12 protein-coding genes are annotated in these 12,662 nt (G+C 62.2%); 6 read left to right on the top strand and 6 right to left on the bottom strand.

The genetic code is table 11. The annotated features are described in order from the left end of the window. Window positions 1–56: 56 nt before the first annotated feature. Window positions 57–2,264, top strand: a complete 2,208-nt coding sequence (locus GTP45_RS01360; RefSeq protein WP_161012090.1) for a S9 family peptidase — start codon at window positions 57–59, stop codon at window positions 2,262–2,264. A 52-nt stretch (window positions 2,265–2,316) separates the two neighbouring features. On the opposite strand, the gene GTP45_RS01365 is transcribed toward GTP45_RS01360, so the two are convergent. Both GTP45_RS01365 and GTP45_RS01370 read right to left on the bottom strand, forming a co-directional pair. Continuing rightward, window positions 2,317–2,508 (bottom strand): CsbD family protein, encoded by a 192-nt coding sequence (locus tag GTP45_RS01365; RefSeq protein WP_161012091.1) that lies wholly within the window; start codon window positions 2,506–2,508, stop codon window positions 2,317–2,319. 68 nt (window positions 2,509–2,576) lie between these two features. Continuing rightward, complete coding sequence (locus GTP45_RS01370) at window positions 2,577–3,221, bottom strand: class I SAM-dependent DNA methyltransferase (protein WP_161012092.1); 645 nt, start codon at window positions 3,219–3,221, stop codon at window positions 2,577–2,579. A 117-nt stretch (window positions 3,222–3,338) separates the two neighbouring features. Between GTP45_RS01370 and GTP45_RS01375 the strand changes: the two genes are divergently transcribed. Beyond that, window positions 3,339–4,166, top strand: a complete 828-nt coding sequence (locus tag GTP45_RS01375) for an HDOD domain-containing protein (RefSeq protein ID WP_161012093.1) — start codon at window positions 3,339–3,341, stop codon at window positions 4,164–4,166. Window positions 4,167–4,312: 146 nt separating this feature from the next. Further along, window positions 4,313–4,591 (top strand): flagellar protein FliT, encoded by a 279-nt coding sequence (locus tag GTP45_RS01380; RefSeq protein ID WP_161012094.1) that lies wholly within the window; start codon window positions 4,313–4,315, stop codon window positions 4,589–4,591. 128 nt (window positions 4,592–4,719) lie between these two features. Here the strand turns inward: GTP45_RS01380 and GTP45_RS01385 are convergent, their stop codons facing one another. Both GTP45_RS01385 and GTP45_RS01390 read right to left on the bottom strand, forming a co-directional pair. After that, a complete protein-coding gene (locus GTP45_RS01385; RefSeq protein WP_161012095.1) occupies window positions 4,720–5,925 on the bottom strand; it encodes an aspartate aminotransferase type Ic in 1,206 nt (401 codons plus the stop codon). Window positions 5,926–6,016: 91 nt separating this feature from the next. Further along, on the bottom strand, window positions 6,017–7,729 hold the full coding sequence (locus GTP45_RS01390; RefSeq protein ID WP_161012096.1) for a type IV pilus assembly protein FimV: 1,713 nt from the start codon (window positions 7,727–7,729) through the stop codon (window positions 6,017–6,019). 136 nt (window positions 7,730–7,865) lie between these two features. Here GTP45_RS01390 and fumC point away from each other — a divergent pair, with 136 nt between their 5' ends. Further along, complete coding sequence (gene fumC, locus GTP45_RS01395) at window positions 7,866–9,263, top strand: class II fumarate hydratase (RefSeq protein ID WP_161012097.1); 1,398 nt, start codon at window positions 7,866–7,868, stop codon at window positions 9,261–9,263. A 16-nt stretch (window positions 9,264–9,279) separates the two neighbouring features. Here fumC and GTP45_RS01400 read toward each other — a convergent pair whose 3' ends face one another. After that, window positions 9,280–10,197, bottom strand: a complete 918-nt coding sequence (locus tag GTP45_RS01400; protein WP_161012098.1) for a hypothetical protein — start codon at window positions 10,195–10,197, stop codon at window positions 9,280–9,282. A gap of 193 nt (window positions 10,198–10,390) precedes the next feature. Here GTP45_RS01400 and GTP45_RS01405 point away from each other — a divergent pair, with 193 nt between their 5' ends. Further along, window positions 10,391–10,609 (top strand): RNA-binding S4 domain-containing protein, encoded by a 219-nt coding sequence (locus GTP45_RS01405; protein ID WP_161012099.1) that lies wholly within the window; start codon window positions 10,391–10,393, stop codon window positions 10,607–10,609. A 115-nt stretch (window positions 10,610–10,724) separates the two neighbouring features. After that, on the top strand, window positions 10,725–11,018 hold the full coding sequence (locus GTP45_RS01410; RefSeq protein WP_161012100.1) for a DUF883 domain-containing protein: 294 nt from the start codon (window positions 10,725–10,727) through the stop codon (window positions 11,016–11,018). Here the strand turns inward: GTP45_RS01410 and bufB are convergent. Continuing rightward, window positions 10,992–12,653 (bottom strand): MNIO family bufferin maturase, encoded by a 1,662-nt coding sequence (gene bufB / locus GTP45_RS01415; protein ID WP_161012101.1) that lies wholly within the window; start codon window positions 12,651–12,653, stop codon window positions 10,992–10,994. The genes GTP45_RS01410 and bufB overlap by 27 nt on opposite strands. Window positions 12,654–12,662: the final 9 nt, after the last annotated feature.

A 12,662-nucleotide genomic window follows, 5' to 3' on the forward strand; every position in this document is an offset into this window, starting at 1 on the left:
CGCCACGGGCGGTGCGGTCTGGTATCGTCTTGGATTCTGCAACCAAGAGACACACCATGCGCTTCATACTTTGTTTCCTCGCCCTGCTGGCCGGCTCGCAAGCCTCCGCCGAACAACTCACGCTCGACCGCCTGCACAGCGATCCATCGCTCACCGGCCCCGGCGTGCGCAGCCTGAAAGTCTCGCCGGACGGCGCCCGCGTCACCTTCCTGCGCGGCCGCGACGACAACCAATTCCAGCTCGACCTGTGGGAATACAACCTCAAGGACAAGAGCACGCACCGCCTGGTCGATTCCAAGATCCTGGTGGCGGAAGAAAACCTGTCGGACGCCGAGAAAGCACGCCGCGAGCGCGAGCGTACCGCCTCGTTCAAAGGCATCCTGAGCTACAGCTGGTCGCCGGACGGCAAGCGCCTGCTGGTGCCGATCGCCGGCAATCTGTACCTGGTGGATGTCAGCAAGCCGGATCAGGCGCGCATGGTCGCTTCGGGCAATGTGCTCGATCCAAAAATTTCGCCGCAAGGCCGCTACGTGTCCTTCGTGCGCGATCAGAACCTGTTCGTGATCGACCTCAGCACCGGCAAAGAAAAGCAGCTGACCACCGACGGCAAAGGCACCATCCACAACGGTGAAGCCGAGTTCATCGCGCAAGAAGAAATGTCGCAGACCACCGGCTACTACTGGGCGCCGGATGATTCCGCCATCGCCTACAAGCGCTACGACGAATCGCCAGTGCCAATCGCGCGCCGCTTTGAAATCTATGCCGACCGCACCGACGTGATCGAACAGCGCTACCCTGCCGCCGGCGATCCTAACGTGCTGGTGGAGTTGAAGATCGTCTCGCCGGTCAGCGGCGAAATCCGCGACGTTGACCTGGGCGCCAACAAAGACATCTACCTGGTGCGCGCCGACTGGGCCGCCAACAGCAAGGCCGTGCTGTTCCAGCGCCAGAGCCGTGACCAGAAAACGCTGGAACTGGTATCGGTCGATGCCGCCACGCTGGCGCAAAAAGTGCTGATCACCGAAACCTCGAAAACCTGGGTCAGCATCTTTGACGACCTGCGCTTCCTGTCGAATAACAAGGGCTTCATCTGGTCGTCGGAACGCACCGGCCGCAAGCACCTGTACCTGTACGACATGAACGGCAAGCTGCTGCACGCCATCTCGAAAGGCGAATGGGGCGTGGAGCAACTGCTGGCCGTGGATGAAAAGAGCGGCCGCGTATTCGTTGAATCGAACCGCGATGCAGTGATCGACAACCAGACCTATGCGCTCAAGCTGGACGGCAGCACCGCCGACAAGCCAGTGCGCCTGACCCAGGGTGACGGCTGGCACAACACCTCGTTCGCGCGCAACGGCGAAGTGTTTGTCGACACCTACTCGAACCCGGACACGCCGCCGCAAGTGAGCATCCGCCGTCCAGACGGCAGCATGGTCGAATGGCTGGAGCGCAATGAGCTGAACGCCAATCACCCATACGGCAAGTACCTCGACTCGCACCTGAAAACCGAGTACGGCACGCTGAAAGCCAAGGACGGCCAAACCCTGTACTACTCGATGATCAAGCCGGCCAACTTCAACCCGGCCAAGAAATACCCGGTGTTCCTGTTCACCTACGGCGGCCCGCACTCGCAGCGCGTGCAGCGCACCTGGGGCAACTTCTTTGACCAATATATGGCGCAGCAAGGCTTCATCGTGTGGCGCCTGGATAACCGTGGTTCGGGCCGCCGCGAGCGCGCCTTCACCGACGCCATCTACCACCAGCTGGGCCGCGTGGAAGTGGAAGACCAGCTGACCGGCGTGGAGTGGCTGGGCAAGCAGAGCTACGTCGATCCCAAGCGCGTTGGCGTGTTCGGCTGGAGCTACGGCGGCTTCATGACCTTGCGCCTGCTGGCGGAAGCATCGGACAAGATCGCGATGGGCGTATCGGTAGCGCCGGTCACCGACTGGACGCTGTACGACACCCACTACACCGAGCAATTCATGGGCACGCCAAAAGAGAATCCGGCTGGCTATGAATACAGCGGCGTGTACTCGCATCTGGATGGTTTGAAATCGCCGCTGCTGCTGATTCACGGCATGGCCGACGACAACGTGCTGTTCACCAACACCACGCGCATGATCGACGCGCTGGTCAAGCGCAACGTGCAGTTCGAGCTGATGACCTACCCTGGCGGCAAGCACGGCATCTCGGGACGTCCATCGCAGCGCCACGTGTACGGCAAGATCGAAGCGTTCTTTAAAAAGAACCTGAAGCCTGAGTAAAACGAAAAAAGCCGCTGATCAAACAGCGGCTTTTTTTTCGCGGTATACCGAGTTAGTTGCGGTTACCTTTGGCGATGTCCTTAACGGTTTCTTTGGCGTCGCCATAGCCCTTCTGGACTTTGCCTTCGGCTTGCTTGTTCAGGCCCTTGGCTTGCTGCTCGGAGCTGCCTACCAGCTTGCCAGCTTCTTCCTGGATTTTGCCGCCGATTTCCTTGGCTTTACCTTTGACTTGATCCTTGTTCATGATGAACTCCTTATTAGCTAAAGGACACACAGCCCAGTGCTGTGTGCATGGAGTCCACTATAGGCCGGTCAGCGCTGAGCTTCTGTGCGATTCCGAACGCAACGCCAAACACTAGCCAGCCACGGCTGCTGCTCGCGCGGCAAGCCGTCCGGCCGGTAGTAGTGGCGCACAGGCGCAAAGCCCGCCTCGGTCAAATAGCGCTCCCACGTTTCGTAATCGTAATAACTGCCGTAGCGCGGGCCGTTCCAGCCCTCGCGGTTATCGCCGCGCGGATTGGAGCTGAACAACACGCCGCCGCTCTTGAGCGCATCATGCAAGCGGCGCAGCACCTGCGGCAACGCCGCGCTGGGCACATGGAACAGCGAGGCGTTGGCGTACACGCCATCGAAATGCTGCGCCGGCAAGTCCAGGTGAACGAAGTCCTGCTGCCACACTTCACAGCCACTGAAAGCATGCGCCATCTCCACGAAGCGCGCCGAACCGTCGATGCCGATGGCCTCGTGGCCCATGGCCTTGAGCGCTTTGAGATCCCGCCCCGGCCCGCAACCGAGGTCGAGCAGGCGATACGGTGCCGGCGCTTCGATTGCCTCCAGCAAAGCCGCGATATTCTGGCTCACATCATGGTCGATGGTGCCCGCGAAAAACTGCTCAGCATTACGTTCATAATGCTGCAACGTGGTTTGTGTAATCTGGTCGATGTTTTCTGGTTCCATCCCGCTAGTGTACCGCGACACAGAAAAGCGACGCTTCCTCTGTAAATCTCTTCTTTCATTCGAGGAATCCCTATATAGTTAGCCTATAGCAACGCGCTAATTCCCAAGGAGATAAATATGAAACTTGATGCCCTGTTCCAGAATCCAACTGCGTTGCCCACCGCGCCGAAAGTCGTGGAAGAGCTGATCAGCAGTTTCGACAAGGCCAGCGTCTCGACCGAAGAGATCGCGAAGAAATTGTCGACGGATCCGGTGCTGAGCGCCAAGCTGCTGCGACTGGCCAACTCGGCCTACTACCATGTCTCGCGCAGCATCGGCACCGTGGAAGACGCCGTGCTGATGCTCGGCTTCGTCACCGTGCGCACGCTGGTGATTAGTTCCGGCCTGGTCAGCGGCTTCAAGACCGTGCCGGGTCTCGACCTCAAACAGTTCTGGAAATACAGTCTGCACACCGCCGTTGCGGCCAAGTGGATCGCCAAGAAAACCAAGGAAAACACCGACCTCGCCTTCACCATCGGCATGATGCACGCGATCGGCCAGCTGGTGATTCACTCCGCCGCGCCGGAACAGGCAATGGCGCTGGACAAGGTTGCCGGCCCGCTCGATTCGCGCCGCCTGGACGCTGAACAAGCATCGCTGGGCTACACCTTTGCCGACGTTGGCGCCGAGCTGGCCAAGCGCTGGAAATTCCCGCACACCTTCTCGGAGACCATTTCGGCCTTCCCGGAACCGCATCACAATGGCGAGTTGAACCGTTTGGCTGCCGTGGTGGCGCTGGCTGCATGGCGTGCCCGCGTGGCCTCGGCGGAATTGAACGATGATGAAATTTCGGCATGCTACCCGGTCGACCTGGCCGAAGAACTGGGCCTCGAAGACAACGCCCTGATCGACGACATGCCACCGCCGGACGAACTGAGCGCTGGCTTGGAGGAATTGGTTAAGTAAAAGTTGATTTTTTAATCATCAAAATCCGCCTGTTTTGCCGCAGGCGGATTTTTTTTCGATTTTTTTTCAAAAAACCCTAAAGTTCCCGTTTAAGGCGACGTTAATCAGGACATGCGGTAATCCGCTTAACTAAGCCAGGTGGGAATATGACCTCTTCCGAAGTTCTCTCGATGTACGAAAACATTGCCGGTTTGACCAATCAAATGGCGGCCGCTGCACGCATGGGAGATATGGACCGCCTGGGCAAGCTGGAAAGCCAGTGCGCTACCGAGGCGCGCGCGGTGAGCACCGGCGTACCGGCCTTGGCGGGTGCACAGCGCCTGCGCAAGATCGACCTGCTGAAACAAATCCTGGCCAACGACCGCGAAATCCGCGACGTGACTGATCCTTGGATGAACGAAGTTCCGGGCATGGCTCGTCAGTAAAAATTCACCCCAAAGTCAAAAGCGCCAAACCGGCGCTTTTTTTTCGTCCGAGTGAGACGCGCAACCCTTAGTGCAAAATGGGGTCTGACCCCGTACGGGGTCAGACCCCGGCATGCCGCCGTGCGGGTTTAAGCGGACAATGCCACGCGCAGCGACAAGGCAATGCCCTGCGCCGCTTTGTTGATCTCTTCCAGCGAAGGGAAGCTTGGGGCGATGCGGATGTGGCGGTCTTTCGGGTCTACACCATACGGGAAGGCCGCGCCGGCCGGGGTCAGGGTAATGCCAGCCTCTTTCGCCAGCGCTACCGTGCGCTTGGCCGCGCCATCCGGCGTAATCAGGTCGATGAAGTAACCGCCATCAGGCACCGTCCACGACACCCCCGGCACATCACCAAGGTGCGCCTGGAACTGCTCCAGCACCGCATCAAACTTCGGCTTCAGCAGCTGGCGATGCTTTTCCATCAGCGCTTCCACGGTCGGCAGGTCTTGCAGGAAGCGCACATGGCGCAACTGGTTAATCTTGTCCGGGCCAATGCTGCGCAACCCTGCATGCTTGGTCCACCAGGCGATATTGGCAGGCGACGCCGCCAGCGCCGCCACGCCCGAACCAGCCCAGCTCACCTTCGACGACGACGCAAACACAATCGCGCGATCCGGGTTGCCGGCCTGCGCGCAAGCCTCAAGAATATTCGCCACGGCCAGCTTCTTCTCGCCGAGATGATGGAAGCGGTAAGCGTCATCCCACATCAAACGGAAGTCTGGCGCGGCGGTTTTCATCGCCGCCAGGCGCTGCACCACTTTGTCCGAGTACACCACGCCGCCCGGATTGCTGTACTTCGGCACGATCCACATGCCCTTGATGCTGGCGTCTTCTGCCACCAGCTTTTCGACCAGATCCATGTCCGGGCCTTCGGCCGTCATCGGAATGTTGATCATCTTGATGCCGCGTGCTTCGCAGATGGCGAAGTGGCGGTCGTAGCCCGGCACCGGGCACAGGAAGGTCACCGGATTTTGCACCCATGGCGCGTGGCCCGGCACGCCGTTCAGCAGGCTGTAGACGATCACGTCATGCATCAGGGACAGGCTGGAGCTGCTATCCACCACCACTTGCGCAGCCGGCACATCGAGCAACTGACCAAACAGGGCGCGCGCTTCCGGCAGGCCGATGGTGCCGCCGTAGTTACGGGCGTCGGTGCCGTCGGCAGCGGTGTAGCTGTGCAGCGCCTCGGTCAGCGCATTGGACAAATCCAACTGCTCCGGTGCTGGCTTGCCGCGCGACATATCGAGTTTGAGGCCGAGTTGTTTGAAGGCTTGGTATTGGTCTGCTACGCTCATGGGGGCTCTTTCAAATGTGGGGAAAATACTATACCCCAGATTGTTCAGGCCGGATCAGAGCTTAGCGCTATATGCTTATGCGTTCATCGCATTAGACGACGGATTCGGGCGCGGGCTCCGCTTCAGGTGCAGCTTCCGGTGCTTTTTTCTTGCGGAAGCCTTGCCAGATTTTCAGCGGCCCCTTGCCGGCGCTCTTCTTGCGCCAGATGATAAAGCCGCCGCCCAGCAGCGCCAGCAGACCAACGCCGCCAGCGATCAGCGGGATGGTGTTGCTGCTGGCTTGTTCGGCTGGCTTTTCTTTTTCCTTCTTGTACTTCAGCTTGGGCAGCACGCGCACTTGCTTGGTCGGCACGGAAGAAGCCGAAGCCGCGCCACTCGCCGCCGCCTCGCCCGACGCAGCCGATGCTGCCGACGCACCAGCAGCAGCCTTCGCCGCATGCGCCTCCGTCTCGCCCTGCTCCGCCATGCTAGCCGACGCCCGCGCCGACGACGCACCTTTGCCGCCAGCCTCCGCAGACGACGCGCCACCGGCAGCGGCATGCCCTGCGCCAGCACCGCCACCGCCGCTCGCGCTCACGGTAGTCTTGGCCGCAGCCCCGGCAGAGGCACCGCCAGTTGATGCCGCGCTGGCTGGTGCTGGCGCAGCCTTGACCGGCTGTGACGCGGCATGCCCCACGCTCGCGGCAGCACTCGCCCCCGAACCGACCGCTTTGCTCGCACTCCCCGCATTCGTGGCCGGAGCTGCTGGCGCGCTGGCCTTCGCCGCTGACGCCGGCGCGGCAGCGGCTGGAACGGCGGCCGGCGCACTCCCGCCAAGCGCGCCTTGCAGCGCCTTCAGCTTGCCCTCCAACTCGGTCAGTTTGCTGGCGATTTCCGTATTGTGATTATCCAGTGCCACGCATTCCTTGGCGGGCATCCCGCCGCTCGGGCATGACGCCGGCGCGGGCCGCTTCACGCCCTTCGGCAATGGCAGCGGCGCCAGCGGCAGCAAGGCCTGCGAGACGCTCATCGGCACCTCGCCCACCTCTTCCTTGTCAGACGGTTTAATCGGCTTGCCGTCGGCCGCTACCAGCACGCCCGCAATCCGCCGCGCCTGAGCCTGCGCTCCAGCAGCCTTGACCTCGCCCGGCTTGCCCGTCTCCGCCTCGTGCACCGACGGCAGCGGCGCCGGCTTAGTCCGGTCACGCACCGGCGCCGCCTCCGCGACAGCCGCCGGCTTGGCGGCGGCTGTCCCCGCGCTGACGGCAGCACCAGCCGCAGTCGGCGCCGCACCCGGCTTGACAGCGGCCGCAGCCCTCGCCGCCCGCGCCTGTGCCGTGATTTGTTCTGCCTGCGCCGGCGTCATCGCGCTGGCCAAAGGTATTGGCGGCGCAGCAGGCGCAACCACTACTGGCTGCGGCGGTGGCGGCGGATTCGGATCATGCTGCAGCCACACAGTTGCCAGGCGCACCTCGGACTTGCCCGGCGCGCCCAGCTCCACGTACAGGTGCACGTAGTCGGCCTCCACCGCACGAGTGGTGGTGACATGCAAAATCTGCCGCGCCCCGCGCCGTTCGACCTGCATGCGCACCGAAGACAGCGCCGGATTCATGCTCACATTCGCACCGCGATACACGTCCGCCTGCGCCAAACGCACCGGCAAATTCGCCGCTTCCTCGGGCGTCAACGACACCAGATCGATATCGACCGCCAGCGGCTGGCCAATATACGAGCGCGGCGCGACGTCGCCCAGCTCGGCCGCCTGCGCGGCGCCAGCCAAGGCCAATAGGCAAATCGAAGTGGTTAAGTGCTTGTACTGCATCATCTTATCGGTCGCGGTCAGGCGAGAATTTCTAAAGTGTAACAGCTATAACGGCCGATTTTTCCGGTTTTGTAGCCCCCGGTTAATTTTTCCAAACTGCGCTACACTCATTTATCTCATCCCTCACAAAGGATCGCCCATGAGCACCCGTAGCGAACGCGATAGTTTTGGCCCGATCGACGTCCCCGACGCCCAGTTGTGGGGCGCACAGACCCAGCGCTCCCTCGAACACTTCCGCATCTCCACCGAAAAAATGCCGGTCGAACTGGTGCACGCGCTGGCCAGCGTCAAGCGCGCCGCCGCCCGCGTCAACCTCGACCTCGGCCTGCTGGACGGCCCGAAAGCCATCGCCATCACCCAGGCCGCCGACGAGGTGCTGGCCGACAAGCACCCGACCGAGTTCCCGCTGGCCGTGTGGCAAACCGGCTCCGGCACCCAGTCCAACATGAATATGAACGAAGTGCTGGCCAACCGCGGCTCCGAGTTGATGGGCGGCGTCCGCGGCGAGCGCCGCATGCTGCACCCGAACGACGACGTCAACAAAGGCCAGTCGTCGAACGACATCTTCCCTACCGCGATTCACGTGGCCGCCGCGCTGGCCCTGGCCAATAACGTACTGCCGGCGATCAAGCAACTGCGCGACAGCCTGCACGCCAAGGCCGAAGCCTTTGCCGACATCGTCAAAATCGGCCGCACCCACTTGCAAGACGCCACGCCGCTGACCCTGGGCCAGGAATTCTCCGGTTACGTCGCCCACCTCGACTTTGCCGAGCACGCCATCAAGGCAGCCCTGCCCGGTGTGCTGCAACTGGCGGCCGGCGGCACCGCCGTCGGCACCGGTCTCAACGCACACCCGGAATACGCAACCCGCATCGCGGCGGAGCTGGAACACGCGCTGCACCTGCCGTTCAAAACCGCCGACAACAAATTCGCCGCGCTGGCCGGCCACGACGCCCTGCTCTCCGCCCACGGCGCGCTGAAAACGCTGGCCGCCGCGCTGATGAAAATCGCCAACGATGTGCGCTGGATGGCCTCCGGCCCGCGCTCCGGCCTCGGTGAAATCACCATTCCTGAAAACGAACCGGGCAGCTCCATCATGCCGGGCAAGGTCAACCCGACCCAGTGCGAGGCGCTGACCATGCTGGCCTGCCAGGTGTTCGGCAACGACGTGGCGATCACCATGGGCGGCGCCTCCGGCAACTTCGAGCTCAACGTCTACAAGCCGATGATCGCCCACAACTTCCTGCAAAGCGCGCGCCTGCTGGCCGACGGCATGCGCAGCTTCGAGGAACACTGCGTGCATGGCATCGAGCCGAACAAGGATCGTATTGCGGAGTTGATGGAGCGCTCGCTGATGCTGGTCACCGCGCTGGCACCGCACATCGGCTACGACAAGGCGGCCTCCATCGCCAAGAAGGCGCAGCACGAAGGCACCACGCTGCAAGAGGCGGCACTGGCGCTGGGCTATGTGACGGCCGAGCAGTTCAGCCAGTGGATTGTGCCACTGGACATGACCAAGCCCGGCGCCAAAGGTTAATTGCGGCTAACTGCGGCTAAAAGCCGTACGAGTAGCGCACGCCCATCAGCAAGTCAGGCTTGGCGGCGGCATCGTGCCCGGGATTGACGCGCCACATCAGCGCGCCAGTCACGCGGCCTTTGTTGCCGTCGCGGCCGTACAGCTGCGTATAGCCAAGCTCCAGATCGCGCTCGGTTGCCGTTGGGCGCAAGTTGATGGTCGGCGCGCCCAGCGCGGCGGTGGCGGGATCGACCGCCAGCGGCGCGGTGCTGCTGTAATCGAGCGAACCGGTGCGCACCTTGGCCGGAATCGACAGGGTGAACGTAAAGCGGTCGTTGCTGGTAAACACTTGCCGGCGCACGTAGCCAACACTGTAGGCCATCGTGCGCACCGACGACACTTGCGACAACAAGCTGTCCGGCGCGCCTATGCCCTCGGTGCGGCCGTACGACAGCAAGCTTATCAGCGAACTATTCGGCGTCAGCGCGTAACCTAGCGAGAGCGAAGTAAAGGCGGTGGTTGGCCGCGCGTTCAACATCATTGACAGGCTGTGCTGCGTACTGGGTGCACCGCCCGCTTCACGCAGGATACCGAAGGTGACAATACTGGTGCCGCGTCCCATTTTCTTTTCAAATTCCGCGCTGCTGAGGAAGCGCTTGCTGTGCTCGTTGAGCATGGGGCCGAGCGGATCAACCAGCGAAAGATTGGCGGGCAGCCTGCCGAAGCGCAGCCGCGTGGTACTCCCCGCTCCTGCAAACGCCGCGTAGCGTTGCGCGGGCTCGCTCAACAGCGAATCGCCGAGCGCCGCCTGTCGATCCGCTGACTCAAACAGCAGGGCCGCTGTGGCACGCCTGTCAAACCATGGGGATGTTTGCGGTGACGCAAACGGGTCGGATGCGACGGCCTCTGTTCCTAGCAAGAACAGTGTCGCCAATGCCGGAATTAGCTTGTTCATGATGCAACTCGCTGCGGTTTTGTTGCCCCCTGCTTAATATTACAGCAGTTAATTCAGCATAGTCGTTCCTTTGCCCTCTAGCAATCCAAATTACTCTTCGGTGATGAGGTAAACTGCGCGGCTGTCGGAATGTCGCTACACTAGCTAAAGGCAGAGCGACAGCCGATTTCACATCATGGCAACAGAGGATAAAATGCAGAAAGTAAGTTTCGAATTAAATGGCGAATTTGTAGAGCTGAACCAGCTCCTGAAGCTGGCAGGACTGTGCGACAGCGGCGGCGCCGGCAAGCAAATCGTGGCTAGCGGCGACGTCAAAGTCGACGGCAAGCAAGAGTTGCGCAAGACCGCAAAAATTCGCGCCGGCCAGAAAGTAACTCTGGGCGACGTGCAAATTACCGTGGTCAACGCGTAATTTTTCTTGCATTAAGGAAATTGCGTCCTAAGCTGCAAGGAAGGGCTTTTGCGCATGCGCAAACTGGCGCGCGCCGGCCCGGCTATAGTGGCTTAATTTTAACAAGGTGGACGTCATGGACAGTCCTGAACCAGGCAGCCCTACCCAAGAGCGATTGCTGGACGATTTGCGCCAGGTGATTGAAAACGCGGAAGAACTGCTCAAGAATACCGACCAGTACCATGGCGCGCTGTACCAGGCCGCACGCGACAAGCTGGCCCAAGCCCTGGCAAGCGCCACCGAGGAGCTGGCGCGCTTCGAGGATATGCAGATTGACCGCATGATCGAGTTGACGGCCATCGCCAGCCGCTTGCACCGCGATTTGACCGGCGAGGCCCGCGTGCTACGCGCTTTCCGGCGCGAGCCCTGATTCCACCAGTATCGCGTGCGCCAGCCAGTGTTGCAGATTGGCGGCCACGTCGAAGTCTTCGTCCTGTTCAAAGGCCGCGTCCAGCGCGGCGCCGAAATTCCCTCCCCTCGATAACACACTCAGTGCGGCATGGCTTGCGGCGCTCAGTGGCTGCACGTCGGCTTGCCATTGCGGGCGCACGATGATGGCGTGGCTTGGGTTTGCCATGTTATCGGGGAAGGCGGTGTTGCGGCCGGGCTGGTGAGCCAACCAGAGTGGCACCACGGCGAGCTCCGAGGCGAACAGCTGCGTTGCCGGATGCAGCTGGAAGGTGGCGGCTTCGATTTGCTCGGGCGGGATGGTGGCGAGCTGCTGTGCGCTCAGCGCGGGTGCCGACGGCGCGTAGTGGGCGCGGTGCAGCTGCCATTCCAGTGCGGCCACGTCGGGCAGGTAGGGATAGTCGGCGACGTGCGGGAAGTCGCGCAAGAAGGTGTTGAAGTGTGCGCCGAAGCGGTTCAGGTCGGCGTTATCGGATGGGTGGGCGCGGCCGTAGGCACGCGCGAGACCTGCGAAGAATTCTTCGCCCACCAGCGCCAGCAGGATTGGGTAGGCGGCTGCCAGCGTCTTGGTCCAGGTGGTGGTGAGATTGCCTCGATAGAGGGCGTAGCGATGCTCGGCGTGGTCGGCCACGCACAGCGCCAGCACCTGAGGCGCAAGCTGCGCGTCGAACAGCGCACCTGCAAACAGCTGCTGCCCCGCCGCCAGCATCGAAGCGCCCTCTCGCTCGCCCTCGCCTTCGCCGAGGAACGCGGCCGACGGTACGGGCGGCACGGCGAGCGGCGCCGGCTGGGCGGCACGGGCGTGCAGCGTCTTGGCTTTATCGGCTTCTGCCAGCAGCACTTCTAGCGGTGGAATATCCGTATCCCACTCGATCAGCGTGGGCAGCGCACCGAAGCGGGCTAGCGCGGCCTCGTACAAGCGCCACACCGGCTCGGCGACACGGGCGCCGTGATGATCGATCAGCGCTTCCGGCGTCACCAGGTGCCCGGCCAAATGCAGCTCGCCCACCATGCCCGGCGCAATTGCCGCAATGGCCGCCAGCGCATCTTCGCCGTGGTTACATTGATTGACGTACAGGTTATTGATGTCCAGCAGCAGCCCGCAGCCGGTGCGCGCCGCCAGCGCCGCCATGAATTCCGCCTCGCTCATGGCATCCGCATTGAAACGCAAGTAGGTCGACACATTCTCCAGCAACAGCTGCCGGCCCAGCACGTCCTGCACCTTGCCCACGCGCGCGCTCATCAGATCCAGCGCGGCCCGATCCAGGGTCAGCGGCAGCAAATCATTGAGCTGCCGATCTGCCACCGCGCCCCAGCACAAGTGTTCGGACACCAGCACCGGCTCGATCTCGCGCACCAGCGCGCGCACGCGCCGCAAGTGCTCTTCGGAAAAGCCGCGCGCCGAACCGAGCCCCAGCCCGACGCCATGCAAACTCACGGGATAATCGCGCCGCAATTGCTGCAACACGTGCCAGTCCCAGCCGGCGCGATCGAGATAATTCTCGCTATGCACTTCCAGCCACGCCACGCGCGGCTGCTGTGCTAAAAATTGCTTGTAATGCGGAGCCCGCAGGCCAACGCCGACACCAAGCGCCATGGTCGCGGC

This window comes from Duganella rivi (assembly GCF_009857435.1).
In the GTDB taxonomy this organism is placed as follows: domain Bacteria; phylum Pseudomonadota; class Gammaproteobacteria; order Burkholderiales; family Burkholderiaceae_D; genus Rugamonas; species Rugamonas rivi.